Source organism: Mesorhizobium sp. M1399 (assembly GCF_040317735.1).
Classification (GTDB): Bacteria; Pseudomonadota; Alphaproteobacteria; order Rhizobiales; family Rhizobiaceae; genus Mesorhizobium.
In genome coordinates this window covers 62168-88181 of sequence record NZ_JAMYKZ010000004.1, presented here as the reverse complement: position 1 = coordinate 88181, position 26014 = coordinate 62168, and the positions used below count along the sequence as shown (strand labels likewise).

The window sequence follows — 26014 nt, the reverse complement described above, 5'->3', positions numbered from 1 at the left end:
TCCGCCGCCTCGCGTCAGCCCGCCACCGCGCCAACCGACTCCCGCTCCACCAGCGGGCATTCGAGCTTGGTGATGGGATGGCGGCCACGACCGGGAGGGGCGGGGACTTCCAGCTGCTCGATCGCCCATTGCCCCATCGCCATATGCGGCAGGATCGACGTCGTCAGCGGGGGGAACAGATGGCGCGCGATCTCCTCGTCGTCATAGCCGACCACCGAAATATCCTGGGGGATGTGCAGGCGGGCCTCCTTCAGCGCCTCGTAGCAGCCGATCGCGGTGCGGTCGTTCTGGCAGAAGATGGCGGTCGGCCGGTCTTTCAGCGCCAGTAGCTTGATGGTCGCGGCATAGCCGGCGCTCGCCGACCAATCGCCTTCGACGACCAAGGCCGGGTCGAACGGGATGTCGGCTGTCGCCAGCGCCCGGCGGTAGCCCTTCAGCCGGTCCTGCGCCGCCTGCATCCATGGCTCGCCGGTGATGGTGGCGATACGGCGATGGCCATGGCTGATCAGGTGCCGGGTCGAGCTCTGGCCGCCGGCGATCTCGCTCGGCACCACGGCGGGGAAGGCATAGTCGGCGGTGTAGCAGTTGAGCAGGATGACCGGAATGTCGAGGCCGTAGAGATACTCCGGCGCGACGATCTCGCGGGTGAAGATGGTCATGTAGATCAGCGCCGAAATGCCCTGCTTGGTCAGCGCCGCGATGGCCCGGGGCTCCATCACCTCGTCGCCCATGGTCTGCGCCACCAAAAGTACATTGCCAGCGTTCCACGAGGCTTGCCGCGCCCCTTCAATGGCGACGACCGCCTCCGGGCTGGTCGCCAATTGGTCGACGGCGAAGCCGATCACGCCATCCAGCCCGTCAAAAGCGGCAACCGGGGCTCGCAGGGCGGAAAACACCGGCGGCGCATAACTGAGGGCCCGCGCCGCCTCTATCACCCGCTCACGAGTTTGCTGCGATAGCCTGATGCCCGGCGTGTTGTTGAGGACGAACGAAACCGTCGCCTGCGAACAACCGGCGGCCCTGGCGATGTCGGTCATGGTAACGCGGCCTCTGGGGTTTTTCCCGGACGGCTTGCGCCGCCTGGTACCCTCAAGGACGGGATCGCGCAGTGGTTCGTTCATGTCATTCGTCCCTCAAATCTCGCATTTATAAGGTAAAGCGATGCTAATAGATATAAGTGCCCTCTTAAGTGATTTAGTCGCGAATCCGACGTGACAGCGCATTGGGAGGCTTCTCCTTTCTCGTGAGAATCCCGATTAAACTAATACTCTTTACTAATATCCGGCGGCCCTATAACGTCAATCCATCATGCTCGGACGAACATCGGACCCGCGCATGTTCGGAACGTAAGCCAGCTTGGTGGCGGACAGTTCCCGTCAACCGAAGCTCGCCTGCCGTTTCGAGGAAATGTCAGACAAATCGGACTATTTACGAACGACGAATGAGTCTCTAAAGTCGACGATCGCGGCTGGAATGGCGTCGTTCTTCGCTGCCGGAACCCTGAGGAGGAGGGCGTCCAAGCCGCGCCGGCACGTTCATCATCAGCGAAAATTACTGAGTCAAATGGGAGGTTGAATATGAAATCTGCGATACGAAATGCGTCCGTCGCCGCTGCGGCCCTGCTGCTCGGCCTGTCCGTCAGCGCAATTGCGCGTGCCGACGACAAGCCGACACTGGCCTTCGTCGTCAACGGCGCTTCCGATTTCTGGAAGGCTGCCGAAGCCGGGGTCAAGAAGGCTCAAGGCGAATTGCCCAATTACAATCTAGAACTCAAATATCCGGAGCAGTCCTCGGTCGCCATCCAGCAGCGCCTGATGGACGATCTGGTGACGGCCGGTGTTAAGGCGATCATGGTCTCGGCCGTCGACCCCAAGACGTCGACCGACGGGCTGAACAAGATCGCCTCGGAAACGGCGTTGTTCACCACCGACAGCGACGCACCGCAGACCAAGCGTGTCGCCTATATCGGCTCGTCCAATGTCGATGCCGGCAAGCAGGCGGCAGAGATTGCCAAGAAGGCGATGCCAGATGGCGGCAAATGCCTCGGCTTCGTCGGCCTGCTCGGCGCCGACAATGCCAAGGAACGCATCCAGGGCATGAAGGACGGCCTCGCCGGCACCAAGATCGAACTGGTCGACGTGCGTGGCGATGACATCGACCAGGCCCGCGCCAAGAAGAACGTCGAGGACGCGCTGGTCGCCAGCCCCGACGTCACCTGCATGGTCGGCTTCTATTCCTACAACACGCCGCGTATCTATGAGGCGCTGCGCGATGCCGGCAAGCTCGGCCAGATCACCGTCGTTGGCTTCGACGACGATCCGATCACGCTGGGCGGCGTCAAGGAAGGCACCGTCGCCGCCACCGTCGTGCAGCAGCCCTTCGAATGGGCCTATCAGGGCATGAAGCTGATGGCCGCCTATCTCGAAGGCAACAAGTCGGGCGTTCCCGCCGATGGACTGATCATCATCCCGACCAAGATCATCGGCAAGGACGATGTCGACGCCTACGCCGCCAGCCTCAAGGCGATGTCTGGAAACTGAGCAAACTAGGTTGCGCCGGCTCAAGGTTCGCCTTGAGCCGGCGTTCTATTGACGGGCCTCGCGAGGCCCGTCAGTCTGAGTCCAAAACGGCTCACCGGCTGCTGTCAGGCGTGATGAATTATTCCGACCCATCCATCGTTGCAACCACGGACGCTCCGTTCCTGAGCCTCAACGGTGTGCGCAAGACCTATCCCGGCGTTGTCGCGCTGGACGGGTTCTCGATCGAGGTCAGGCCCGGCGAGGTCATCGGCCTGGTCGGCGAAAACGGCGCCGGCAAATCGACGCTGATGAAGATCCTCGGCGGCGTCACCAGGCCGGACACCGGCACCATCATTGTCGATGGCGCCGCCCATGACGGGCTGACTGTCGAGGCCAGCATCGGTTCGGGCATCGCCTTCGTCCACCAGGAACTCAACCTGTTCGAAAACCTCGACGTTGCCGCCAATATCTTCTTCGGCCGCGAACCGCTGCGCGCCGGCCCGCTCAAGCTGGTCGACCGCGCCAGGCTGCGAGCGCTGGCGGCGCCGCTGCTCAAACGCGTGGGCGCCAATTTCTCGGCCGATACGCCGGTATCGGCGCTGTCGCTGGCCCAGCAGCAAATGGTCGAGATCGCCAAGGCGCTGTCGATCAAGGCAAGGCTGGTTATCCTCGACGAGCCGACCTCGAGCCTGCCGATCGCCGAAACCGACAAGCTGCTTGGTGTCATCAAGGCGCTGAAGGCAGACGGCATCAGCGTCATTTTCATCTCACACCGCCTGCACGAGGTCGAGCGCGTCGCCGACCGCGTCGTCGTGCTCAGGGACGGCATGCTCGCCGGAACTTTGCCGAAGAGCGCCATCAATCACGACCAGATGGTCAAGCTGATGATCGGCCGCATGCTCAAGGAGAGGGAGAAGGCCGCAGAATCGGCGCGCCCGCCGGGCTCTGTCGCGCTGTCGGTCAAGGCCATTCGCACCGCCGCCTATCCCGACCGGCCCGTCGACCTCGACGTCAGGCATGGCGAGATCCTCGGCCTTGCCGGTCTCGTCGGCTCCGGTCGGACGGAGCTGGCGCGCGTGCTGTTCGGCATCGACAAGAGCTTTGGCGGCTCGTTCCAGCTTGACGGAAAAGATCTGGTTCTTGGTTCGGCCGCGGACGCAGTGGTCAACGGTATTTTCCTCGTCCCGGAAGACCGCAAGCTGACCGGCATCCTGCTCGATCTGTCGATTGCCCAGAACATCTCGCTGCCCAATCTGCCGGCGCATTCGCGGCGCTCGCTGGTCTCGGCCAGCGCCGAGGCCGCCACCGCCGAGAAACAGAAGACCGATCTGGGCATCAGGGCGCCCTCCGTGCAGACGCGTACCGGCACGCTGTCGGGCGGCAACCAGCAAAAGGTCGTGCTGGCCAAATGGCTGGCGATGAAGCCGAAGGTGATGATCCTCGACGAGCCGACACGCGGCATCGACATTGGCGCCAAGGCCGAGATCTACGGGCTGATGCGGGCGCTGGCCGATGCCGGCGTCGCCGTGCTGATGATCTCCAGCGACATGGAGGAGGTGATCGGTGTTTCCGACCGCATCGCCGTCATGCATGAAGGCCAGATCTCCGGCATTCTCGACAAGGACCGGTTCAGCCAGGAAAACGTGCTGCTGCTGGCGGTCGGCAAGCACCCGAAATAGTTCGCCGGCATTGGGAGAAGACGATGAGCAAGAAAGATCTCGGCCTGCTGATCCTGATCCTGGTGGTCGGCGCGGTGGTGGCGATCATCAACCCGCGCTTCCTGCTGCCGATCAATCTCGCCAACACTTCGAACCTGATCGGGTTGTTCGGCATCCTGTCGATCGGCCAGGCTTTCGTCATCATCACCGGCGGCATCGAATTGTCGGTCGGCTCGGTGGTTGCGCTGCTCGGCGTGCTGTTCATCGACTTCATCGCCACGCGCGGCATGGCCTGGCCGGTCGCCCTGCCGCTGATCCTGGTGCTCGGCGGCATCATCGGGCTGGCGCATGGCTGGCTGATCACCCGGCTCAAATTGCAGCCTTTCGTGGTGACCTTGTGCGGCCTGCTGATCTATCGCGGCGTGGCGCGCTTCTATACCGCCGACGGCACCGCCGGCTTTGCCTTCGGACAGAACTTCCCGGAACTCGAGTTCCTGACGGCGGGGCGGTCCTGGGGCGTGCCGAACAGTTTCATCGCGCTGATCGTCATCGCCGTCGTCATGTGGGTGGTGCTGCACCGTTCGGTGTTCGGGCGATATCTCTACGCCATCGGCAAGAACGAGGAAGCGGCGAAATATTCCGGCATCCGCACCGGCCGCATCGTCATGGCTGCCTATGTCATCTGCGGCGTGCTGACGGCGCTGTCGGCTATCTATTTCGCCATGTACACACGCTCGATCTCGCCGGCGAGCCACGGCCAGTTCTACGAACTCTACGCCATCGCGGCAGCGGTGCTCGGCGGCTTCTCGCTGCGCGGCGGCGAAGGCTCGCTGATCGGCGTCCTGCTCGGCACGGTGCTGCTGCAGGAGCTGCAGAACCTCGTCAACCTGCTCGGTATCCCGTCCTCGCTCAACTTCGCCGTGATGGGCGGGGTGATCCTCATCGGCGTTCTGGTCGATCAGCAATGGGGCGTGTTCAGGGCGCGGCGGCGGATGCTGGAAGCCACCCGCAAGGGCGTGGCGGGTGCTGCCGCGGAATGACGCAAAAATAGCTGGATGAAATACGCCGACTGCCATTGGCAGGCGTGAAAAGGTCAGCCTGAGCTTCGCGACAGCAGTTCAGGTTAATCTATTTGGAACGAAACCCGTATCTGAGCGTTTATTTAAGCTTTGCTGCGCGGAGGCGTCCCATGCCCGTGAATCCAGTAAGTACCGCAAAGGTAGGAACTCACCCCCTCCACCCGATGCTGATACCTTTTCCTGTCGCGTTTCTTGTCGGTGCCTTTGTCACCGACCTGGTTTTCTGGGGGACTGCCGACGCCTTCTGGGCACGGGCATCGATGTGGCTGATCGGGGCAGCTATCGTAATGGCGCTTCTCGCTGCCACAGCCGGTTTCATCGACTTTCTCAACGAGCCGCGCATTCGCGCCTTGTCCGACGCCTGGTACCACATGCTGGGCAACTTGACCGCGGTCGTTGTGGCACTGATCAATTTCTACCTTCGCTATGCCCAAGGCGCCGAGGCCGCGGTCCGACCGTGGGGCGCGCTGTTGTCGTTCATAGTGGTCTGCATTGCTGTTCACCGGCTGGAAGGGCTGGGAGATGGTCTATCGGCATCACGTTGCAGTTCTGGATACACCGGCGTATGCACCAGCGAAGCCTTCGACAACCACTAGCACGGATACTCATCACGCTGGTCGGGACCGGCACGCCGCATGAGGCCATGATCCGAACAGTGGATACCGGTTTCCAAAAAGATATGGGTTAGACAAGTAGCGCCCATCCCGAATGCATCGGATGGGCGCGCCTTAGATGAGGCCCGACATGTCGGAGAAGGCCATGGCCTTGCGCAGCACCTCGGTGAAGCGCTCGCCGGCGGCTTCACGAGGGCCGCTATTGTCGATGGAGGTGACGCCCGGTCCGGACAGCGCCACATTGGCGCTGCGCGCCAGCCGTGCCAGCACTTCGCCGCGCGACTCGCGCCCGCGCAAGGCCAGCCGCTCGGCCAGGATCTCCGGTGCAGCCGTGATCTCGACGATAGCCAGATTGGCGTAGCGGTCCCGCAGCGTCGGGATGATCGCGCGCGAGACGTTGGCGATCGCGACACGGCCGTTGGAGACTGACCAGTCGACTTCGGCCGGGATGCCATAGCGCAGGCCATGCGCCTCCCAGGAAATCGCGAAGGCGCCATCCGTTTCGGCCTCGACGAAGGCAGCGTCGGCTAGCGTATCGTGATCCTCGGTGGCCGCATCGCTCGGCCGGGTGATCACCCGGCGAACGAACTCCAGTCGGCTCTCGTCGGCAAACATGGCGCGCGCATAGCCAATCACCGTGTCCTTGCCGGCACCGCTCGGTCCGACGACGGCGACGAAGACGCCGTCGCGGATTGGAAATCCCGCGGCGGACAATTCACGCTCGACCGATGCCGACACCATCATGCGACCCGCCGTCCCTGCCGCCACACCGTGCGGACAACCGGGACGTGATCGTCGACGCGCACGCGAACCAGATCGGCGCGCCGGCCGGGCTCGATGACACCGCGATCGGTGAGGCCGACCGCCTCGGCCGGGTTCTTCGACACCATCGCCACTGCCTGAGGCAACGAGATGCCCTCGACCACGTCGCCGAGGAAAAAGGCCGACTGAATCAGGCTGAACGGAATGTAGTCCGATGACAGGATATCGAGCAGGCCGTCGCCGGCCAGTGTGCGGGCCGAGACATTGCCCGAATGCGAAGCGCCGCGCATGACGTTCGGCGCGCCCATCAAAACGCCGAGCCCTGCCTCTTTCGAAGCCCGAGCCGCCTCCTCGGTGGTCGGGAACTCGGCGACACGGACGCCTTGCTCGATCGCTTCATCGACATGGCTGACGGTTGCGTCGTCATGGCTGGCGAGCACGATACCGCGCTCTTTGCACGCAGCGGCGATGAAGCTGCGGTTCGGGCTCGAGTTCTTCGCCGATTCCGCCATCCGCTTTTCGCAGAATTTCTGGAAATCGCGATCGGTCAGCTTCAGCTTGCGCTGGTAGTAATACGCATAGGTTTCGAGATCGACGAATTGCCGCTGTCCCGGCGCGTGGTCCATCAGCGACGCCAGCCTGACCCGCTCGTCGCCGTCGAAATTGGCGAAGGCTGTGAGGCAGTCCGGCGCCGAAACCTCGCAGCGCAGATGGATGAAATGGTCGGCCCTGAGCCGGTCCTGCTGGACGCTGTCCTCAATCGCCTCGGCCAGCTTGCGTATGTCGGCGGCCGTCAGGTCGGCGTCCTCGTCCATACCGACGCGCAAGGCGTCGAGCACGGTGGTGATGCCGGCGGTCGCCACCTGCGCGTCGTGGGCGAGCACCGCGGCGATCGGGTTCCAGCGCACTTTCGGCCGTGGCGCGTAATGGCCTTCGAGATGGTCGGTGTGGAGCTCGACCAGCCCAGGGATGATGAAGTCGCCGCCCATGTCCTTGCCGCTGCGGCCAGCGCCGGGAGCAATGTCGGCGATCACGCCGTCGCGCAGCACGATCGACCCTTCGACGATCTGGTCGGCAAGCACGATGCGGGCGTTGTCAAGAACGGTCTCGGCGGTCATTTCAGGCAGTCCTCGGAGCATTTTGCAGCCAACTGAAAATGGATTGGCGTCGCACAATGCGGTTAAAGCAAATAGTCATCTCAGGCAGTTCTTCTGGCCGGGCGGCGCCCGAGCGCGTGATGGGACAGCACCATGAACGGCGCACCCGGCTCAGTTTCGACAAACAGCGTCAGCGCGTCCACCGGCACCGGCCGTTGCAGCACGTCCGCAAACAGGCTGTCGATTGCTAGGTGAAGACGAGGGCTTTCCTGTGACGACACCCGGCCGGACAGGGTCATATGGAAACGAAACGTCTCGAAGACATAGGGGTAGCCCCATTGGCAGAGATTGCGGAACTCATCGGGCTTCAGCGAGTCGGGGCTGCGGCGTTCAATCTCCGCGTCTGTCAGCGGCGCGCGAAAGCGGTCGAAGCCCCGCACCACATCATCGGCGAAACGGTTGAGCCCCGGCAGCGGTGCTTCCGGCACGAGCGCGAAAAAGCTGTCGATCTGGCTGACGACGAGACGCGGGACCGTCACCACCGGCGTCGCCTCGGCAAAATCGTCGAGTGCGGCGCGAAGCGAGGCCTCCGTCTCGTTTGAAGCCAGCCGGAAGGGCGCCTTCAGCGTCGCATGAAAGCCGTAGCGGCGCGCCGAGGCGGTATGGAAGGCAACTTCCGCTGCCGACAACTCGCCCACCGCCTCGACCGGCCTCGTGGCGGCACCGAAGGGATCACGGCCGAGCCAATTGGCGGCGATCCGCGCCAGCGGTTCGTCCTGCAGGGGGGTGAAATAGATCGCGTAGCGCATCGAAGTTCCTCGTCAGCCCCGCTGCCATAGGCGATTTGCATGACGAAATGACGAAGCTTTGCAGCGTTTTCGGTAACAAAACGACACAGCCCGGTCATTAGCCGACGATTTTTTCGGCTTGGACCAGCGGTTGAGAAGCGAAGGGGAAACGGTCAGGCCATCAGCCATTCGTGCTCGGGCGCGTTGTGGAATTTCCACGTCCGCTTCGGTCCGGCCATGACGTTGAGATAATAGAGATCATAGCCGTGGCAGGCGGCGCAGGGGTGATAACCCTTGGGTACAAGCACGACGTCGCCGTCCTCGATCGCCATCGCCTCGTCGAGCGAACGAGAGCCGTTCTGGTCGGCATCGGTGTAGACGCGCTGGAAAGCAAAGCCCTGCGGCGGGTTGAGGCGGTGGTAATAGGTCTCTTCGAGATAGGATTCGGCCGGCAGATTGTCCTGGTCGTGCTTGTGCGGCGGATAGCTCGATGTGTGGCCGCCGGGCGTGATGACCTCGACCACCAGCAGGGAATCGGCCGGCTCGCCCTCCGGCAGGACGTTGGTGACGTAGCGCGTGTTGGTGCCTTTGCCGCGGGTCTCCTGGCCGAGATCCTTCGGCGCAATGATGCGGACCGGCAGACCGCCGCCAAGCCCCGGCGCCGAGCACACGGCGAGTTCGAGATCGGTATCGGCGCTCACCGACCACTCCGAGCCCTGCGGCACATAGACCGACCACGGCTTGCCCTCGAACGGCGACATGCGTTCGCCGAGCAGCCCGAGATCCTTGCCGCCGGCCTTGACCTTGCCCTTGCCGGTGACGAATACCAGGCAGACCTCACGATCCGCGGTTTGCCCGGAAGCGGTGTCGCCGGGCCTCAGCCGATGCAGATCGAAGCCGACATAGGTCCAGCCGGCGTTTTGCGGCGTCACATGGGCGATGCGGCCGTGGCCCTTATTGGCTTTGACGAGCAGCTTCGACATGGTCATTCCTTCGGTTTGGCGTTTGCCGATGGCTTGTCTTCGTCGGCCGGTTTGTAGAGGTAGAAAAACTGCCAGAGCGCATAGCCGGCGAAGCCGAGCGCGATCACGCCCCAGAACGGCGTGCCGGTGGCGAATTCGATCGCCGACCAGACCAGGCAGACCGCGACAATGGCAACGCGCCGCCACAAAGGCCGGAAAAACGGGTGCTCGGAGTCTTTCATCGGATAAACGCCGGCATCGGGTCAGCCCTTCCTCGCGAACTCTCAAGCATTGGGAAAGCCCTGTGTCTCCACCGTATAGCCGGCCGCCGTCATCACCCGCATCAATTCCTTGTAGCCGACCTGCGCCATCTTGAGCGGCGGGTTCTTCTTCGGATCCTGCTCGGCCTCGACCACGAACCAGCCTTCATAGCCGTGGTTGGCGAGCCTCTGGACGATGGCGCCAAAATCCAGCGATCCATCTCCCGGCACGGTGAAGGCACCAAGTGCCACCGCGTCGAGGAAGGATTGCTTGTTGCGATCCAGCTTTTGGATCACCTGCATGCGTACGTCCTTGACATGCACGTGGTTGATGCGCCGGTGGTGGTTGTCTATCGCGCGCAGCACATCGCCGCCGGCAAAGGCCAGGTGACCGGCATCGAGCAGCAGCGGAATGCCCTCTCCCGAATAGCGCATGAAAGCGTCGAGCTCCGGCTCGGTCTCGATCACCGCCGCCATATGATGATGGTAGGAGAGCGGCATGCCTTGCCCGGCACACCATTCGCCGAACTCGGTTAGCCGCCTAGCGTAGGCTTTCATCTCATCGTCCGACAGCCTCGGCTTGATGGCAAGCGGTTTCGAGCGGTCGCCCTGGATGGAACGGCCGACTTCACCATAGACGATGCAGGGCGCATTCACCGCCTTGAACAGGTCGATCATCGGCTGGATACGAACCTTGTTCTTCGCCATGTCTTCGTCGACCAGCGTCCCGGAGAACCAGCCGCCGCACAGCGTCACGTCGGCCTCTTTCAGGATCGGCAGCATGATCTCCGGATCGTTGGGAAAGCGGCGGCCCATTTCCATGCCGGTAAAGCCAGCCGAGCGCGACTGGCGCAGGCACTCCTCCAGCGACACATCATCGCTGAGTTCGGCAAGATCGTCGTTCCACCATGCAATCGGGGACATGCCCAGTTTGGCTTTCAAGTCGTCACTCCAATTTCTGACATTCGAGGCGGCGTTGGCGGGCGCGTTAAAACCGCCGCCCGCTCAGCGCTTCCTCATATTTCTTGCGCGCCGCGTTCACTTGCGGCCGTGCCGAGACTTCCGGCACTGCGACATCCCACCAGCTTCCACCGGCCTCGGTCGAAGCCATCGGGTCGGTGTCGATGACCAGCACGGTCGTTCGCGTATTCTTCTTCGCTTGCGCCAGGGCCGTTTCCAGCCCGGCGATCGACGCCACTTTTTCGGCAATCGCACCCATGCTTGCAGCATGCGCGGCGAAGTCGATCTCGGGCAAGGTCTCGTGACGAGCGTCCTTCAGCAAATTGTTGAAGTTGGCGCCGCCGGTCGCCATCTGCAGCCGGTTGATGCAGCCATAGCCGCGGTTGTCGAGCAGCACGATGGTCAGCTTGAGGCCGAGCATCACTGACGTAGCGACCTCGGAATTGAGCATCAGGTAGGAGCCGTCGCCGATCATCACCACAACCTCCTCGTCGGGCTTGGCCATCTTGACGCCAAGCCCGCCGGCGATTTCGTAGCCCATGGTCGAGAAGCCGTATTCGGCATGATAGGAGCCGGGCGCGCCCGCCTGCCATAGCTTGTGCAATTCGCCGGGCAAGCCGCCGGCGGCATGGAGCAGTACCACGCCGGAGCCCATGGCGCGCTGTACGGCGCCGATCACCTGCGCGTCGGACGGATAGGCGGCATTGGTCGACGCCGTCACCTTGCCGGCATCCGCCTGCCAGTCCTTCTTGCCGCTGATCGCATTGTCGGTCCAGCCAGAAGGAGCTTTCCAGCCTTTCAGCGCCGCACCGAGTTCGGCGAGCCCTTCAGCCGCATCGGCGACCAGCGGCAGCGCCTGGTGCTTTCCGGCATCGAAAGGCTGGACGTTGAGCCCGATCATGGTCTTGCCGGAATTCTTGAACAACGCCCAGGAGCCAGTGGTGAAATCCTGCAGCCTGGTGCCGACGGCAAGCACGACGTCGGCCTCTTCGGCCAGCCTGTTGGCAGCCGAAGTGCCGGTAACGCCGACCGCCGCCATGTTCAGCGGATGATCGTCGGGCAGCGAGGATTTGCCGCCTTGCGTCTCGCACACCGGAATGCCAGCGTCTTGCGCCAGCTTCGCCAATTCATCCGACGCTTGCGAATAGAGCACGCCACCGCCGGCAATCACCAATGGCTTCTTCGCGCTCTTCAGCGCCGCCACTGCAGCTGCTAACTCTTGGCGGTCCGGGCGCGCTCGCCGCTGGGTCCAGAGCCGCTCGGCAAAGAAACTCTCGGGATAATCATAGGCCTCGGCCTGCACGTCCTGGCACAGCGCCAGCGTTACCGGGCCACACTCAGCCGGATCGGTCAGCACCTGCATGGCGCGGTTGAGCGCCGGCATGATCTGCTCCGGCCGGGTGATGCGGTCGAAATAGCGCGACACCGGCCTGAGGCAGTCATTGACCGTCGCCGTACCGTCGGAAAAATCCTCGGCTTGCTGCAGGACGGGATCGGGAATGCGATTGGCGAAGACGTCGCCGGGCAGAAACAGGACAGGCAACCTGTTTACATGCGCAAGTGCTGCCGCCGTCACCATATTCAGCGCGCCAGGGCCGATCGAACTGGTCGCCGCCATGAAGCGGCGGCGGAAATTGGCCTTGGCATAGGCGATCGCCGCATGCGCCATCGCTTGCTCGTTATGGGCACGGAACGTCGGCAATTCGTCGCGGACCTGGTAGAGCGCCTCGCCGATGCCGGCGACATTGCCGTGGCCGAAGATTGCCCAGACGCCGCCGAAGATCGGCACTTTCTTGCCGTCGATCTCGGCCATCTGTTGGGCAAGAAAGCGGGTCAGCGCCTGCGCCATCGTCAGGCGGATTGTCTTGGTCATGTCGTTTTCCTCCGCAGTCCTTATGCCGCGCCTTCTTATGCTGCTTTGCGGCCGCGCACGGCAAGCCATGCCTCGGTCAGCCTCTCGAAGCGCGACGCCATGTCGGCAACCGCCTCATCGTCCGACATCTTGCCGGCAAGCCATTGTTCGGCCGCGTTGATGAAGATGGTACGGCCGACAGCGAAACCCTTGACGATGGGCGCCTTGGCGGTGGCGGCGAAGGCCGCTTCCAATTCGTCCTGCGGTGCTTCCAAACCCAGCAGTACAATCCCGCGGCACCACGGATCGTTCTTCAGGATCACCGCCTCGATCTTTGCCCATGCGCCGGTCGATGCCTGCGGTTCGAGCTTCCACCAGTCGGGCTTGATGCCGAGTGCGTAGAGTTCCTCAAGCGCCCGCGGGATGGTCATGTCGTCGAGCTTGCCGTGCTTGCCGGCGATGATCTCGACCAGAAGTTCTCTCCCCACTTTCCGCGCGGCCTCGAACAAAGCGCGCAGTTTCTGCTGCTGTTCGCTCTTCAGCGCCGCGGGATCGTCGGGATGATAGAAGCACAGGCATTTGATGCAGTGGTCGACCGGCCATTCGGTCAGTTGCGAGCCTATGTCTTGCGAGAACTCGAAGCGAAGCGGCCGCGAACCCGGCAACTCGACCGGCCGGCCGAGCCAGGCGAAGGAATGGTGGGCGAATTCGAACATCGCCTCGCGCCCGTATTTTTCGTCGAGCAGCATGCCATAGCCGCCGCGGCCAGCCGCGACCTTTGCCGCAGCCTTGACCGTCAGCACCTTGAAAGCCGGGATTCGCGACGGATCGGCGCCGGCCTTTGCCGCGACGTCCTCCAGCTGGACGCGGTGGTCGCAGGCGAACGCCATCAGAGAGGGGATGTCGCGCCGGCGCGTGGTCGCCCAATGGATGTGGTTGATCGCCTCGTCCTTGCGCAGCGCCAGATGCTTGCTGCCGTTTTTCAGGAAGAACTGCAATTCCTCGAAAGTCGGGTATTCAGGTGCGCAGAGCAGCCGCGATACGGCAAAGGCGCCGCAGGCATTGGCCCAGGTCGCGGCCGTCGCCAGGCTTTCCTCGCCGAGCCAGCCGCGCAGGAAGCCCGACATGAAAGCGTCGCCGGCGCCGAGCACATTGTAGACCTCGATCGGAAACCCCTTGCCGACGATACCGTCCTCGAGATCGTCGCTGATCGGCCCGTCATAGACGATGCAGCCCATGGCACCGCGCTTCAGCACTATGGTCGCCGTCGACAGCGAGCGGATGGTTTTCAGCGCGCTCAGGCAATCGTCTGCGCCGGAGGCGATCATGATCTCCTCTTCGGTGCCGACGATGAGATCGCAGTCGGGCAGCACCGTCTTCAACTGCGCCGAGACGCGGTCGGATTTCACATAGCGCTCGAAGCCTTCGGCATGGCCGGCGAGGCCCCACAGGTTAGGGCGGTAGTCGATGTCGAACACCACCTTGCCGCCCTTGGCCTTCATGACACGGATCGCCTTGCGTTGCGCGGCGTCGCTGTTGGGCCGTGAAAAATGCGTGCCGGTGACGACGACCGCGCGTGCTGAAGCAATGAAGGCCTCATCGATATCGTCTTCCGAAAGCGCCATGTCGGCGCAATCGCTGCGATAGAAGATCATCGGCGAGACGCCCTCATCCTCGACCGACAGCAGCACCAGGGCGGTCAGCCGCTCCGGATCGGTCTTGAGGCCTTGGACCGAAACGCCCTCGCGGGTCAGCTGCTCGCGGATGAAGCGGCCCATCTGCTCATTGCCGACGCGGGTGAGCAACGCCGAGCGCAGGCCGAGCCTGGCAGTGCCGACCGCGATATTGGCTGGACAGCCGCCGACCGACTTGGCAAGCGAAGTAATGTCCTCGAGGCGCGAGCCGATCTGCTGGCCATAGAGATCGACGGAAGCGCGGCCGATCGTGATGATGTCGAGCGGCGCATGTCTCGCTTCCACGGCTTCGCCCATTCGAACCTCCCATCGGCTTTGTTGTCTTGGGTAACACGCGCGAGCGGCAGCGTGGCGCCGGTAATATGAAATAATAATTCCAATCCATAGTCAATATGGAACGAGCATTCCCAAGGCCGAAAAGTGCTCTGCAAAGGCCGGCGCGGTGAGAAACTTTGAAGTCAGACGAACGTCAAGCGTCTGCCGCTGAAACCAGCTGATTTACCAAGGAAGCGGGCCGTCATCGTTGAAGTACCCGGCGGTCGGGCCATTGGCGTCCAGGGTCGCCAGGTGAATGACGATCTCGGCTGCCTGCTGCACCGTGCGCTGACCTTTATACCCGTTGAGATCGGTGGCGGTATAGCCGGGCGCCGCGGCGTTGACCTTGATGCCCTGGAGCGCGAGCTCCCTGGCGAAGCCCACGGTGATGGCGTTCAAGGCTGTCTTGGAGCTGCCGTAGCCCATCATATTGACGGCGTGATTCGCGGTGGCGGGATCGAGCGCCCGGCCGATGGACCCGGTGGAGCTGCTCACCATCACGATACGGGCAGCAGGTGCTGCCAGCAGCAGCGGCAGGAATGCCTGTGTCACGCGGATCGGGCCGAAGACATTGACGTCGTAGGTGGCCTGGATGTCGGCGATCCGCTGCTGGCTCGGCGGCAGGTCGTAATTGATGGCGACGCCGGCGTTGTTCACCAGCACGTCAAGGCAGGGGCTGGCCTGCCCGAGCGCCTTGGCTGCCGCCTTCACACTGTCATCCCTCGTGACGTCCAGCTCAAGCCACTCTGCGTCGAGGCCTTCCGCGCACAATGCCTGCGCCGCCGCCATGCCGCGTTCGGCGCTCCTGGCGCCGAGCCAGACCTTGAAGCCCATGGTCGCCAGTCGCCGGGCGATTTCGCGGCCTATACCCTTGTTGGCGCCGGTCACCAGCGCGGTCTTCGAAGTCGTCATTTCGGTGTCTCCATTTTTCTTGTGGAAGACCCACAAATGGCGCGAGGCAGCGGGCGCCGCGCGCCGGAAATTCTCAGGCTCTTGCCTAATCCTCTCACGCTGTTGCGCGGCCAGCGTGAATGCGCGATGCTGGCGCAATGAACGAGGCGCTGCAGGAGTTGATCGAGATCGCCGGCCGCCATGCGCGCGGGCGACGAACAAGAACGGCGGTTCCCCGCGTTTCGATCGGCTGCAGCGAAGTCGCCACGGCACCATTGCCGGGTGTGTGGGGGTCGGGGATCTTATTCGTATTGCAGGGCGCAAAGACGGTCCTGATCGGCTCCCGGGCTCTTCGTTACAACCCGGCCAGCTATTTCATCTACACTGTCGAGACGCCCACTATCAGCCAGATAGTCGAAGCGAGCGCGGCGCGTCCTTATCTGGCCATTGGCTTGACCCTTGACCTGCAAGCCGTCGCCGCGCTCCTCGTCGAGCACGCGCCAGCCCTCGGTGGCGACAGTTTCTTCTCCACCACTCCCGTTGATGACGATCTGCTCGACGCGTTGCGTCGAATGATGCGGTTGCTTGACCGGCCAGCGGAGATTCCCGTGCTCGCGACCATGCTCGAGCGGGAGATGCTGTTTCGGCTCCTGCAAGGCCCCCAGGGCGGAAAGCTTCGTGAACTTGCGCGCGCCGATGGCCATCTGTCCCGGATCGGCAGGGCGATCGCCTGGATCCGTTCGCACCCCCATCAGCCGGTCCGGGTCGGCGATCTGGCCGAGATCGCCCATATGAGCAGTGCTGCGTTTTATCGTCACTTCAAGGCGGCGACGGCCATGAGCCCAATCCAGTATCAAAAGCAAATCCGCTTGCTGGAAGCCCGCCATCTGCTGATTGCTCAGCCGGGCAACGTGGCGCGTGTCGCCTTCGCTGTCGGCTATGAGAGTGCTTCCCAGTTCAGCCGGGAGTATGCCCGCCAGTTCGGGTCGCCGCCTGCCCGCGACGCAGCGCGGCTTTTGGCAGAAGGCGAAACGGCAATAGAGGTGATCTAGGCCTTGCGCTTGCGGCCGCTATCGCGCCGCTTCTCGCCGACGGCAACGGTCAGCGCCATGGCCAAAGCCATCGTCGCCGACAGCGAGCGGAAGCCGGCGAAATCGGCCTCGGCGACCTCGAACCAGACCCTGGCGAATTGGGCGAGCGGCGAAAAAGAGCTGTCGGTGATCGCCACGATCGGCACGCCTTGCTCCGAAATGACGCGCGCCTCCTCGATGGTGGCAGGGGCATAGGGCGAAAAGCTGATGGCGATGACGGCATCCCCTGGAGAGGCAAAGCCGATCATCTCCGCGTTCAGGCCGGCGGCCGATTCGATCAGCTGGTTGCGGATCTTGAGCTTGCCCAACGCATAGGCGATATAGGAGGCGACCGGGTAGGAGCGCCGCTTGGCCAGCACATAAATGGTTTCCGCCTTGGCCAGAACGGCGATTGCGTCTTCGAAATGGTCTTCATTCAGCGTGCGCGAAATGTCGTTGAGCGAGGTGCTGGCTGCGGCGACGAAACCGTCGAAAATCGCCCGGTGGCCGGCGCCTTCCTCGGCCTTGGCGCGCAATGCCGCCAGCCTTTCATCGTAGGACGAGTTGCGCTCGCGCAGGCGCTCGCGAAACACCAGCTGCAGGCTGGTGAAACCGTCAAAGCCAAGCTGCTGGGCAAAGCGGATCAGGGTCGAAGGCTGAACACCGGCGGAGGCGGCGATGCTGGCAGCGGTGCCGAAGGCGATATCGTCGGGGTTGTCGAGCGCATAGGCGGCGATCTGGGCGATACGTTTCGGCAGGCTCTGACGCCGCTCCAGGATCGTCGCCCGCAGCGTTTCGAAATCGCGCGGCACCCGTTCGTCCATCGTCGCTCCGCCCAGGCTCATCGTCGGTTCCCTCTGTGCCCCATCATAGCGGGCCTGTGCAAGAACACCATAAAAAATGAGACAAGCGTTCCATTTGCAAACAAAATGGACTAATTCATCCACACAAAATTTTGCACACAGGGAGGCAAGCGGATGGTCGGGGTAGGTCTTATCGGCACGGGCTTCATGGGCAAGTGCCACGCCATTGCCTGGAACGCGGTCGGCACCGTCTTCCCCGATGTCGACAAGCCAAGGCTGGTCCATCTGGGCGAGGTCAACGAGGACCTTGCCAAACGCCGTGCCAGCGAATTCGGCTTCGCCAAGGCCTCCGGCGACTGGCGCGCAGTCGTCGACGATCCCGACGTCGATGTCATCTCGTTGACTACGCCGAACCAGTTCCACCCGGAAATGGCCATCGCCATCCTCGAAGCCGGCAAGCATCTGTGGTGTGAAAAACCGATGGCGCCAAGTTTTGCGGAGGCGCAAGCGATGGCTGCGGCCGCGCGGAAATCCGGCAAGGTTGCCGCGCTGGGCTATAACTATATTCAGAACCCGGCGATCCGCCATATCGGCGCGCTGCTCGACGAGAAGATCATCGGCGAGGTCAACCATCTGCGTATCGAGATGGACGAGGACTTCATGGCCGATCCGGAGGCGCTGTTCTTCTGGAAGCACGAGGCGGCGTCCGGTTACGGCGCGCTCGACGATTTCGCCGTGCATCCGCTGTCGCTCATAGCGGTACTGTTCGGCCGCGTCGCCCGAGTCATGTGCGACATGGCCAGGCCCTATGCCGAACGCCGCGTCGCCTCGGGCGGGCGCCGCGCCGTCGAGACCTATGACATCGCCAGCATCCTGATGCATCTCGAAAACGGCATTGCCGGCACGTTGCTGGTCAACCGTTCGGCCTGGGGCCGCAAGGGCCGGATCGCCATCCAGATTTTTGGTTCGAAGGGCTCGATCCTGTACGACCAGGAGCGGATGAACGAGTTCCAGCTCTATCTGACAGCCGACCGACCGACGGAGCAAGGCTATCGGACAGTCCTGGTTGCCCCGCACCACAGGCCTTACGACGCCTTCCTGCCGGCGCCCGGCCACGGCCTTGGCTTTAATGACCTCAAGATCATCGAATGCCGGGAACTGTTGACGCGGCTTGCCGGCAAGCCGGCGCGGATCATCGACTTCGACGAAGGCCTGGAGATCGAGCGCACGGTGCACGCGATGGCGCGCTCGTTCGCGGAACAGCGCTGGATCGCTGTGCGGTAGTAAGCCCGGCGCTGGCTTCCCCTTCTCCCCTTGAGGGTGAAGGTGGCCGAGCGAAGCTCGGTCGGATGAGGGGTGTTGGACGGATCGCTACAGCGAAGAAATAAGCGCTTAAAATCCCTCAATATTTTACGCCGAGTTTCTTCCAGCACCCTCATCCGGCTCGGCGCTGCGTGCCGATCCACCTTCTCCCACAAGGGGAGAAGGAGAAGTGCTCAGGCGGCGCCTGAACGGCTTGATATCATGCTTCGGCGCACCGACCGGCGCCGCTCGACGGCGTCGGCAAGGCCGTGAAGCACCGTCTCGGTGGCTGCCCAGTCGATGCAGCCATCGGTGATGCTCTGGCCATAGACGAGCGGCTTGCCCGGCACGACGTCCTGCCGGCCGGCGACGAGGTTGCTCTCGATCATGACGCCGATGATGCGCTCGTCGCCTGCCGCGACCTGGCCAGCCACGTCAGCCGCCACCCCTGGCTGGTTTTCCGGCTTCTTGCTGCTGTTGGCGTGGCTGACATCGATCATCAGCCGCGGCGCCACGCCGATCCGGCCGAGTTCCGCGCAGGCAGCCGCGACGCTTGTTGCGTCATAATTGGGCTGAATGCCGCCGCGCAGGATGACGTGGCAGTCCTCGTTGCCGGTAGTCGTCGCGATGGCGCTGCGTCCGCCCTTCGTCACCGCCATGAAATGATGCGGTTGGGCGGCCGATTTCACCGCCTCGGCGGCGATCCGCAGATTGCCGTCAGTGCCGTTCTTGAAGCCGACCGGGCAGGACAGGCCCGATGCCAGTTCGCGATGGATCTGGCTCTCGGTCGTGCGCGCGCCGATCGCGCCCCAGGCGACGAGGTCGGCGATATATTGCGGGGTGGCCATGTCGAGGAATTCGGTCGCCGCCGGCAGGCCGAGATTGTTGACGGCGGCGAGCACGTTGCGGGCCATCCGCAGCCCCTTGTCGATGTTGAAGCTGCCGTCCAGGTCGGGATCGTTGATCAGGCCCTTCCAGCCGACCGTCGTGCGCGGCTTCTCGAAATACACCCGCATCACGATCTCCAGCCGGTCCGACAGGCTCTCTCGCAGCGATGCCAAGCGGCTGGCATAGTCTACGGCAGCGGCCGGGTCGTGGATCGAACAGGGGCCGACGACGACCACCAGCCGGTCGTCGGTGCCGGTCAGCACGGCATGGATAGCATTGCGTGACGCGGCAACGGTCCGCGTCGCCGTCAGTGTGCGCGGTATCTCCCGCATCACCTCGTCCGGCGTACTCAATTCCCTTATTTCCTTGACCCGAAGATCGTCTGTGGTGGTCAACACGGCTTTCTGCTCCTGATTGGGAGACCTGCCGGCTGAAACAAAAAAGCCGCCAGGTCTGGCGGCTGTTCGGATCTTGCTGCTGCAATCTTCAGATCGAGCGCAATCCTCCCGCCGCCAGCGAGCTGCTAAAGTACCAATAGGTGGCGGTCAGGTTGATCATGAGGCTCATATAGTCGAAGCCGAGGCGATTGTCACGTGTCTGATGATGCTACTGACGTAGTGGCCCAGCATGCAGCGCCGAGCGGGTTCATGCAGTCCAGGGATCGACGAGTTCAATTCCGAAGTCTTCGAAATCCTTCGTGTTACGCGTTGCCAAGGTGAGTTCCTGCGCAATCGCCGTGGCTGCAATCAGGCCGTCCATCGACGACAGACCGCGACCGCGGCGCTTCGCAAGGCCCATCAGGTCGCCCCACGCCAAGGCAACCGGTTCGTCCACCGGAAGAACTCTCTGCTCGAAGCGCTGCGGCAGGTCCCGTGCGAGCCATTCGGCCAGTGCCTCGCGTTTCCGGCCCTCGTCCATGAGGGCGACGCCGCGCTGGATCTCCGCGATCGACACGACGCTAATGAATGAGCGGTCCTCATCAAGCCCGCCCAGCCAGTCCAGAACGCGCACATCCGGCGCCGGCCTTGTCACCTCGGACAGGACATTCGTATCGAGCAGAAGCCTCACAGCGGCAGATCACGCGGTTCGTCGCGCTGGCGCTCAAGGTTGAGATCGGCGCCGCGCAGCGGCGACTCCAGCAGGAACTCCGCAAGCGTACCCTTGCGCGCGGTCTTCCGCTGCCATTCCTCGGCCGAGACGACAACCACGCTTGGCTTACCGTTTCTGGTGATCGTCTGCGGCGAAGATTGCGCGCGCTCGATAACCTCCGAGAGCCGGGCCTTTGCCCCAGCGACCGTCCAGTTAGTATCCTCTCTGGGCGCAGACGGCATTTCGACCTCCCATGACCATTCTGACTATCTTGACTATATGGGAATGGCGATACGGCGGCAACAGGGAAGGAGAGGGTTTCAGAGCCCGTGTGCCTGAGTGAGGTCGATCGGAACCGATTATGCCGGCTTTGATATTTTGGGGCATCTCGGCCACTCATGGCAAACTGCTTCTGACGCAAGGCTACACGGCTGATCCTATTCCGGTGACGCCCCCGCGATGCTCTGGTCGTAGTCGACCAGCGACCCGGTCATGACGCCGGACTGCGGGCTGATCATATAGCTGATCAATCGGGCAAGTTGCGCCGGCTTCACCAATTGGCCCATCGGCTGCGCGGCCTCGGCTTTTTCAAGCCAGTCGTCCGGCGCGTCATGCCATTTCTTCTGCACGATTGCCTCGCCCTCGGTGTCCATCCAGCCGGGCAGCACCGCGTTGCAGCGGATGCGATTGCCGCGATGGGCATTGGCGACATTCTTGGTCAGCGTCGCCAGCGCTCCCTTGCTCGATGAATAGGGCGCCAGGAACGACTGGCCGCAATGCGCCGACATCGACAGTACGTTGACGATCGAGCCCGGTGCCTGGCGCGCCAGCAGATGCGCCACCACGCCCTGCATCAGAAAAAACGGGCCGCGCACATTGGTCTGGAATATCTGGTCGAATAGATCCTCTGAGGTCTCGACCAGTGAGCCGCGAGCCGAGGTGGCGGCGGCGTTGACCAGCGCGTTGACGGTGCCGCAATGGCCAATCGCCGTTTCGACCGCACGCTTGCAGTCGGCGACTTTGGCGACATCGGCGCTGATGAAGATGGCATCGACGCCTGCCCCCTTGAGGATGGCGACAGCCTTGTCGCCCTTCTCCTTCGAGCGGCCGATCAGCGCTAGCGCCCGGCAGCCCTCATCGGCCAGCGCTTCGGCGACGGCAAAGCCGATGCCTTGTGCGCCGCCGGTGACGATGGCGCGTGTTTCGGAATTGCGACCGGCTGAACCGTTCATCGCCTTGCTCCTGTGCTTGATAGTCAGATTGTTTTGTCGAGGCGGACGGTCTTGCCTTCCTTGGCCGATTTCAGCGCCGCATCTGCCAGCCTGAGCGCCACCAGCCCGTCCTTGCCGCTCGGCGCCGCCTTCTTGCCTGACGTCGCTGCCGCGATGAAGGCAGCGATCTCGTTGGCATAAGCGTCGAGATAACGAGTCATGAAGAAATCGTGCAGCGGCGGCCGCGTATAGCCTTTCTCATTGGCGAGTTCGATCGACACCGGCCGCTGGTTCTCGGCCGCAATCATGCCTTTCGAGCCATGCACCTCGATGCGTTGGTCGTAGCCATAGGTGGCTCGGCGCGAGTTGGAGATGACGCATTGCTTGCCGGAGGCAGTTTCGAGGATGACGCTGACGCTGTCGAAGTCGCCGGCCTCGCCGATCTTTTTGTCGACCAGCACCGAAGCGTGCGCGCTGACCGCCACCGGCTCCTCGCCGAGCAGGAAGCGCGCCATGTCGAAATCATGGATGGTCATGTCGCGGAAGATGCCGCCCGAGCGGCCGATATAGTCGAGCGGCGGTGGACCGGGATCGCGCGAGGTGATGGTCACCATTTCGACTGTGCCAATCGCACCGTCGTCGATCGCCTTGCGCACGGCGGCAAAATGCGGATCGAAGCGGCGGTTGAAGCCGACCATCAGGGTGGCGCCGGCCTTGTCGACGACGGCCAGGCATTGTTCCACCCTGCCGGCGTCGAGATCGATCGGCTTCTCGCAGAAGATCGCCTTGCCCGCCCTGGCGAAGCGTTCGATCAGATCGGCATGGGTGTCGGTCGGCGTGCAGATGACGACCGCATCGATATCGCTGGCAGTTTCGATGGCATCGATGCTGCGCACTTCGGCGCCATAGGCAGAGGCCAAATCGGTCGCCGCCTTCTCGAAGGCGTCGGCAACCGCAACCAGCCTGGCCTGCGGGTTGGAGCCCACCGCACGGGCGTGGACCTTGCCGATACGGCCGGCACCGAGAAGAGCAAAGCGAAGCATGAAGAATTTCCTTTGAGAATGGTTGGAAAGAGAAGGCGTGTCAGCCCCCGTAACACGACGTTGGCCTTACGCCGCAAGTTCCGCCTGCCCGGTCTTGGCGCCGGTGATGTAGGAGACGATATCGTTGCCATCGGTATCTTGCTTGCGCAAATTGGCGACGATGCGGCCGCGCCGGAAAACGACGATGCGGTCGACCAGATCGAACACCTGACGCATGTTGTGAGAGATCAGGATCAGCGGCTCGCCATTTTCCTTCAGCGTGCGGATGATGTTTTCGACCTGCATCGTCTCCTGCACGCCGAGCGCCGCCGTCGGCTCATCCATGATGATGAGCTTGGAAGCAAAGGTCGCGGTTCTGGCAATCGCCACGCACTGGCGCTGGCCGCCCGACATGTGGCGGATGGTGTTGGAAAGGTTGGGGATCTTGACCGCTGTGCGGACCAGGGCTGCTTCGGTCGCCTTGCGCATGAACTTGCGGTCGAGGATCGAGAAGGGCCCAAGATTGAACAGCACTCTTTCACGGCCGAGGAACAGGTTCGACGGCACGTCGAGGTCGTCGGCGAGCGCCAGGTTCTGGAACACCGTCTCGATGCCCGCCTCGCGGGCTTCGATCGGCCCGGCGAAATTCACTTCCTTGCCGTCGAACGACATCCTGCCGCTGGTTCGCTGCTCGACGCCGGTGATCTGGCGCACGAAGGTCGATTTGCCGGCACCGTTGTCGCCCATGATGGCGACATGCTCGCCCTTGCGCAGCTCGAAGTTGGCACCCTCCAGCGCATGGACGCCGCCATAATACTTGGTCAGGTTTTCGGTTTTCAGGACGATGTCCGACATGATCAAGCCCTCATTGCCCGCAGGCGTTGGCGCCACTGGTCGAGAACGACTGCGCCGACGATGATCACGCCCTTGACCATCTCCTGATAATAGGCGTCGAGGCGCAAAAAGGTGAAGCCGGAGATGATGACGCCGAAGATCAGCGAGCCGATCACCGTCCCGATAATCGAGCCGCGGCCGCCCGACAGCGACACGCCACCGATGACCGCCATGGCGATCGCATCGAGCTCGTACATCACACCCATGCCGGCCTGGGCAGTGAGATTCTTCGAGCTCAACACCACGGCGGCGAGCGCGGCAAGGATGCCGGCAATGACGTAGACGAGGATCTTGTGGTTGGCGATGTTGATGCCGGACATGCGCGCGGCATCCTCATTGGAGCCGATTGCATAACAGTGCTTGCCATATTTGGTGTAGCTCAGGATCAGCTGGAACAGCACCGCCAGCGAAATGAAAATGATGACCGGCATCAGCCCCTTGCCGATGGCGGCGAAACTCTCGGTCGGAAACGAGATCGGCTGCCCCTTCGACCACCATTTGGCGATGCCGCGCGCGGTGACCATCATGCCAAGCGTGGCGATGAACGGCGGGATGCGCGTGTAGGCGATCAAGGCACCGTTGACCAGGCCGGCCAGCAGGCCGCAGCCGATTGCGACGAGCACCGGCACGATCACCGGCAGGTCGGTCCAGCCCTGGGCAATGAACATCGCCTTGGGGTTCGGGTTGCCGTTGACCGTCGCCACTTGGGCGAAGCTCATGGCTATCATCGCCGTGGCGCCGACGATCGAACCCGAGGACAGGTCGATGCCGCCGGTAATGATCACCTGCGTCACGCCGATGGCAATGATACCGACGATCGACACCTGCAGGATGATGATCTGCAGGCGCGCTTCGTTGAAGATCGCATCGATATTGTCGCGGGTATTGAACAGGAAGCTGTCGCCCAGGAAAACCCGGCCGATCAGCTCGAAAGCGCCGACCAGGATGACGAGCGCCAGGAAGACGTTGAATTCGGCCGGCCATGCGCGCCGCTTCGCATCATAGCTGAGCCCGCCGACGCCGTGAGATGTCTGTGCCAATCGTGCTTCCTCCGTCAGCCACGGTCTCCACCCGGCGCTGTTCAGGCCGAGGGGGAAAAAGCGGAGCGGCGCTGTCTTACTTTGGCGCGCCGCTCCGTATCGGACAGGTCCGCCTCAGTTCTTCTTCAGGAACTTGTCGATATTTGCCGGCGTGACCAGCTGGAACGGGATGTAGACCTTGTGCTCGACCTTCTCGCCCTTCGCTAGCTTGAGCGCAGCATCAAGCGCGCCAGCGCCCTGGCCGGCTGCGTCCTGGAACACCGTCGCATCGAGGTCGCCCGCCTGCATCGCCGCTAGCGCGTCCTGGGTAGCGTCGACGCCGCCGACGACAACCGACTTCATGTCGATATTGGCGGCCTTCATCGCCTGGATAGCGCCGATGGCGCTCTCGTCATTGTTGGCGATGACGCCGTCGAACGGCTTGCCGGTCGACAGCCAGTTGGTCATCAGGTTCTGCGCTTCTTCGCGCTTCCAGTTCGACGTCTGCTTGTCGATGATCTTGATGAAGCTGCAATCCGGCGTGGCAATCACATCATCGATGTCCTTGGTGCGCTGCACCGCGGCCTGGTTCGACAGCTCGCCCATGATCACATAGACATTGGCCTCTTTCTTGCCGGCTTCCTTGAACAGGCGGCAGACCTCCTTGGTCTCGAGCGTGCCAGAATCGGCTTCGTTCGAGGCGACGAAAGCCTGGTTTTCCGGCAGCGTGTCGACGTTGACCGGCTCGCGATTGACATAGACCAGCGGAATTTTGGCAGCGGCGGCTGCGTCCGACATCGCTTGGGTGGCCGAGGTGTCGACCGGGTTGACGATGATTGCGTCGACGCCCGAGGCGGCGAAGTTCTTGATCTGGTCGAGCTGCTTGGCGACGTCGTTCTGCGCGTCTTCCACCTGCAGCTCGACGCCGTCCATGCCCTTGGCCTGCTCGATCATGCCGTTGCGCAGCACGGTGAGAAAATTGTCGTCGAACAACGCCATCGACACGCCGATCTTGGCAGCAAAGGCGGACGAACTCATTAGCGCCGCGAACGCGACGCCCAAAAGCAGTTTTTTCATTTTATTTCTCCTCCACATTGGTGTCCGGCTGCACCGATCTACCCGGAATCCCCGATCTCGCAGGGAATTCTCTCCCGATTGCCATTTTAGTTCCGGAAGGCATTTGCCTGAAACAGATCTTCCGGAACGAAAGAACCAAAATGCTCAGTTGGTGAAATATTTATTCCATTTCGCGTGGGCGTCAAGCG

General features: G+C 62.8%; 24 protein-coding genes and 1 pseudogene. 6 read left to right on the top strand and 19 right to left on the bottom strand.

Translation table 11 applies throughout. The features are described from left to right. Positions 1-14: 14 nt before the first annotated feature. On the bottom strand, positions 15-1121 hold the full coding sequence (locus NKH05_RS07525) for a LacI family DNA-binding transcriptional regulator (protein ID WP_352640269.1): 1107 nt from the start codon (positions 1119-1121) through the stop codon (positions 15-17). A 456-nt stretch (positions 1122-1577) separates the two neighbouring features. Between NKH05_RS07525 and NKH05_RS07520 the strand changes: the two genes are divergently transcribed. The 4 genes and pseudogenes from NKH05_RS07520 to NKH05_RS07505 all read left to right on the top strand — a co-directional run bounded on the left by NKH05_RS07520 (position 1578) and on the right by NKH05_RS07505 (position 5895). Next, positions 1578-2540, top strand: coding sequence for a sugar-binding protein (locus NKH05_RS07520; RefSeq protein WP_352484310.1), 963 nt, complete (start codon positions 1578-1580; stop codon positions 2538-2540). Between the two features lie 113 nt (positions 2541-2653). Continuing rightward, entirely contained in the window at positions 2654-4198 is a 1545-nt protein-coding gene (locus NKH05_RS07515) for a sugar ABC transporter ATP-binding protein (protein ID WP_353025214.1), read from the top strand. A 23-nt stretch (positions 4199-4221) separates the two neighbouring features. Beyond that, on the top strand, positions 4222-5217 hold the full coding sequence (locus tag NKH05_RS07510; RefSeq protein ID WP_023677502.1) for an ABC transporter permease: 996 nt from the start codon (positions 4222-4224) through the stop codon (positions 5215-5217). 149 nt (positions 5218-5366) lie between these two features. Further along, positions 5367-5895: pseudogene (locus NKH05_RS07505) on the top strand (DUF2231 domain-containing protein). An 89-nt stretch (positions 5896-5984) separates the two neighbouring features. On the opposite strand, the gene phnN reads toward NKH05_RS07505, so the two are convergent. From phnN to NKH05_RS07460, 9 genes are all read right to left on the bottom strand, one after another. Then, positions 5985-6614, bottom strand: a complete 630-nt coding sequence (gene phnN / locus NKH05_RS07500; RefSeq protein ID WP_353005811.1) for a phosphonate metabolism protein/1,5-bisphosphokinase (PRPP-forming) PhnN — start codon at positions 6612-6614, stop codon at positions 5985-5987. Continuing rightward, complete coding sequence (locus tag NKH05_RS07495; RefSeq protein WP_352495023.1) at positions 6611-7750, bottom strand: alpha-D-ribose 1-methylphosphonate 5-triphosphate diphosphatase; 1140 nt, start codon at positions 7748-7750, stop codon at positions 6611-6613. The genes phnN and NKH05_RS07495 overlap by 4 nt, the downstream gene beginning before the upstream one ends. 80 nt (positions 7751-7830) lie before the next feature. Next, positions 7831-8538, bottom strand: coding sequence for a DUF1045 domain-containing protein (locus tag NKH05_RS07490; protein WP_353025212.1), 708 nt, complete (start codon positions 8536-8538; stop codon positions 7831-7833). A 152-nt stretch (positions 8539-8690) separates the two neighbouring features. Then, the gene (iolB, locus tag NKH05_RS07485) at positions 8691-9500 is read right to left on the bottom strand and encodes a 5-deoxy-glucuronate isomerase (protein WP_352484309.1); all 810 of its coding nucleotides are present in this window, start codon (positions 9498-9500) and stop codon (positions 8691-8693) included. A gap of 2 nt (positions 9501-9502) precedes the next feature. Then, positions 9503-9721: a DUF3329 domain-containing protein gene (locus NKH05_RS07480; RefSeq protein ID WP_353025210.1), complete on the bottom strand. Its 219-nt coding sequence runs from the start codon at positions 9719-9721 to the stop codon at positions 9503-9505. A 42-nt stretch (positions 9722-9763) separates the two neighbouring features. Then, positions 9764-10681, bottom strand: coding sequence for a myo-inosose-2 dehydratase (gene iolE, locus NKH05_RS07475; RefSeq protein WP_353005814.1), 918 nt, complete (start codon positions 10679-10681; stop codon positions 9764-9766). 46 nt (positions 10682-10727) lie between these two features. Further along, on the bottom strand, positions 10728-12572 hold the full coding sequence (gene iolD / locus NKH05_RS07470) for a 3D-(3,5/4)-trihydroxycyclohexane-1,2-dione acylhydrolase (decyclizing) (protein WP_353025209.1): 1845 nt from the start codon (positions 12570-12572) through the stop codon (positions 10728-10730). Between the two features lie 35 nt (positions 12573-12607). After that, positions 12608-14542, bottom strand: a complete 1935-nt coding sequence (locus tag NKH05_RS07465) for a bifunctional 5-dehydro-2-deoxygluconokinase/5-dehydro-2-deoxyphosphogluconate aldolase (RefSeq protein ID WP_352716528.1) — start codon at positions 14540-14542, stop codon at positions 12608-12610. Positions 14543-14743: 201 nt separating this feature from the next. Further along, entirely contained in the window at positions 14744-15472 is a 729-nt protein-coding gene (locus tag NKH05_RS07460) for an SDR family NAD(P)-dependent oxidoreductase (protein WP_023718236.1), read from the bottom strand. A gap of 137 nt (positions 15473-15609) precedes the next feature. Between NKH05_RS07460 and NKH05_RS07455 the strand changes: the two genes are divergently transcribed. Next, positions 15610-16503 (top strand): AraC family transcriptional regulator, encoded by an 894-nt coding sequence (locus NKH05_RS07455; protein WP_353025207.1) that lies wholly within the window; start codon positions 15610-15612, stop codon positions 16501-16503. Here NKH05_RS07455 and NKH05_RS07450 read toward each other — a convergent pair. Next, complete coding sequence (locus tag NKH05_RS07450) at positions 16500-17345, bottom strand: MurR/RpiR family transcriptional regulator (protein WP_353025296.1); 846 nt, start codon at positions 17343-17345, stop codon at positions 16500-16502. The two genes, NKH05_RS07455 and NKH05_RS07450, sit on opposite strands and share 4 nt — an antisense overlap. A 153-nt stretch (positions 17346-17498) precedes the next feature. On the opposite strand from NKH05_RS07450, the gene NKH05_RS07445 reads away from it, so the two are divergent. Next, a complete protein-coding gene (locus tag NKH05_RS07445) occupies positions 17499-18608 on the top strand; it encodes a Gfo/Idh/MocA family protein (protein WP_023718239.1) in 1110 nt (369 codons plus the stop codon). A 212-nt stretch (positions 18609-18820) separates the two neighbouring features. Here the strand turns inward: NKH05_RS07445 and NKH05_RS07440 are convergent, their stop codons facing one another. From NKH05_RS07440 to NKH05_RS07405, 8 genes are all read right to left on the bottom strand, one after another. After that, positions 18821-19912, bottom strand: a complete 1092-nt coding sequence (locus tag NKH05_RS07440) for a 3-deoxy-7-phosphoheptulonate synthase (protein WP_023718240.1) — start codon at positions 19910-19912, stop codon at positions 18821-18823. 247 nt (positions 19913-20159) lie between these two features. Beyond that, the gene (locus NKH05_RS07435; protein ID WP_023718241.1) at positions 20160-20582 is read right to left on the bottom strand and encodes a type II toxin-antitoxin system VapC family toxin; all 423 of its coding nucleotides are present in this window, start codon (positions 20580-20582) and stop codon (positions 20160-20162) included. Continuing rightward, complete coding sequence (locus NKH05_RS07430) at positions 20579-20845, bottom strand: type II toxin-antitoxin system Phd/YefM family antitoxin (protein WP_023718242.1); 267 nt, start codon at positions 20843-20845, stop codon at positions 20579-20581. The genes NKH05_RS07435 and NKH05_RS07430 overlap by 4 nt, the downstream gene beginning before the upstream one ends. A gap of 195 nt (positions 20846-21040) precedes the next feature. Beyond that, entirely contained in the window at positions 21041-21835 is a 795-nt protein-coding gene (locus NKH05_RS07425; protein ID WP_023718243.1) for an SDR family oxidoreductase, read from the bottom strand. 23 nt (positions 21836-21858) lie between these two features. Beyond that, a complete protein-coding gene (gene iolG / locus NKH05_RS07420; RefSeq protein WP_023718244.1) occupies positions 21859-22857 on the bottom strand; it encodes an inositol 2-dehydrogenase in 999 nt (332 codons plus the stop codon). Positions 22858-22923: 66 nt separating this feature from the next. Beyond that, positions 22924-23691, bottom strand: coding sequence for an ATP-binding cassette domain-containing protein (locus NKH05_RS07415; protein WP_023718245.1), 768 nt, complete (start codon positions 23689-23691; stop codon positions 22924-22926). 2 nt (positions 23692-23693) lie between these two features. Next, positions 23694-24770 (bottom strand): ABC transporter permease, encoded by a 1077-nt coding sequence (locus tag NKH05_RS07410; protein ID WP_352495260.1) that lies wholly within the window; start codon positions 24768-24770, stop codon positions 23694-23696. Between the two features lie 114 nt (positions 24771-24884). Beyond that, a complete protein-coding gene (locus NKH05_RS07405) occupies positions 24885-25826 on the bottom strand; it encodes a sugar ABC transporter substrate-binding protein (RefSeq protein WP_023718247.1) in 942 nt (313 codons plus the stop codon). Positions 25827-26014: the final 188 nt, after the last annotated feature.

Bases quoted from the DNA above. Each gene is read 5' to 3' on its own strand.
- NKH05_RS07525 (WP_352640269.1), bottom strand. From the start codon at position 1,121: ATGAACGAACCACTGCGCGATCCCGTCCTTGAGGGTACCAGGCGGCGC.
- NKH05_RS07520 (WP_352484310.1), top strand. From the start codon at position 1,578: ATGAAATCTGCGATACGAAATGCGTCCGTCGCCGCTGCGGCCCTGCTG.
- NKH05_RS07515 (WP_353025214.1), top strand. From the start codon at position 2,654: ATGAATTATTCCGACCCATCCATCGTTGCAACCACGGACGCTCCGTTC.
- NKH05_RS07510 (WP_023677502.1), top strand. From the start codon at position 4,222: ATGAGCAAGAAAGATCTCGGCCTGCTGATCCTGATCCTGGTGGTCGGC.
- phnN (WP_353005811.1), bottom strand. From the start codon at position 6,614: ATGATGGTGTCGGCATCGGTCGAGCGTGAATTGTCCGCCGCGGGATTT.
- NKH05_RS07495 (WP_352495023.1), bottom strand. From the start codon at position 7,750: ATGACCGCCGAGACCGTTCTTGACAACGCCCGCATCGTGCTTGCCGAC.
- NKH05_RS07490 (WP_353025212.1), bottom strand. From the start codon at position 8,538: ATGCGCTACGCGATCTATTTCACCCCCCTGCAGGACGAACCGCTGGCG.
- iolB (WP_352484309.1), bottom strand. From the start codon at position 9,500: ATGTCGAAGCTGCTCGTCAAAGCCAATAAGGGCCACGGCCGCATCGCC.
- NKH05_RS07480 (WP_353025210.1), bottom strand. From the start codon at position 9,721: ATGAAAGACTCCGAGCACCCGTTTTTCCGGCCTTTGTGGCGGCGCGTT.
- iolD (WP_353025209.1), bottom strand. From the start codon at position 12,572: ATGACCAAGACAATCCGCCTGACGATGGCGCAGGCGCTGACCCGCTTT.
- NKH05_RS07465 (WP_352716528.1), bottom strand. From the start codon at position 14,542: ATGGGCGAAGCCGTGGAAGCGAGACATGCGCCGCTCGACATCATCACG.
- NKH05_RS07460 (WP_023718236.1), bottom strand. From the start codon at position 15,472: ATGACGACTTCGAAGACCGCGCTGGTGACCGGCGCCAACAAGGGTATA.
- NKH05_RS07455 (WP_353025207.1), top strand. From the start codon at position 15,610: ATGAACGAGGCGCTGCAGGAGTTGATCGAGATCGCCGGCCGCCATGCG.
- NKH05_RS07450 (WP_353025296.1), bottom strand. From the start codon at position 17,345: ATGGACGAACGGGTGCCGCGCGATTTCGAAACGCTGCGGGCGACGATC.
- NKH05_RS07445 (WP_023718239.1), top strand. From the start codon at position 17,499: ATGGTCGGGGTAGGTCTTATCGGCACGGGCTTCATGGGCAAGTGCCAC.
- NKH05_RS07430 (WP_023718242.1), bottom strand. From the start codon at position 20,845: ATGCCGTCTGCGCCCAGAGAGGATACTAACTGGACGGTCGCTGGGGCA.
- NKH05_RS07425 (WP_023718243.1), bottom strand. From the start codon at position 21,835: ATGAACGGTTCAGCCGGTCGCAATTCCGAAACACGCGCCATCGTCACC.
- iolG (WP_023718244.1), bottom strand. From the start codon at position 22,857: ATGCTTCGCTTTGCTCTTCTCGGTGCCGGCCGTATCGGCAAGGTCCAC.
- NKH05_RS07415 (WP_023718245.1), bottom strand. From the start codon at position 23,691: ATGTCGGACATCGTCCTGAAAACCGAAAACCTGACCAAGTATTATGGC.
- NKH05_RS07405 (WP_023718247.1), bottom strand. From the start codon at position 25,826: ATGAAAAAACTGCTTTTGGGCGTCGCGTTCGCGGCGCTAATGAGTTCG.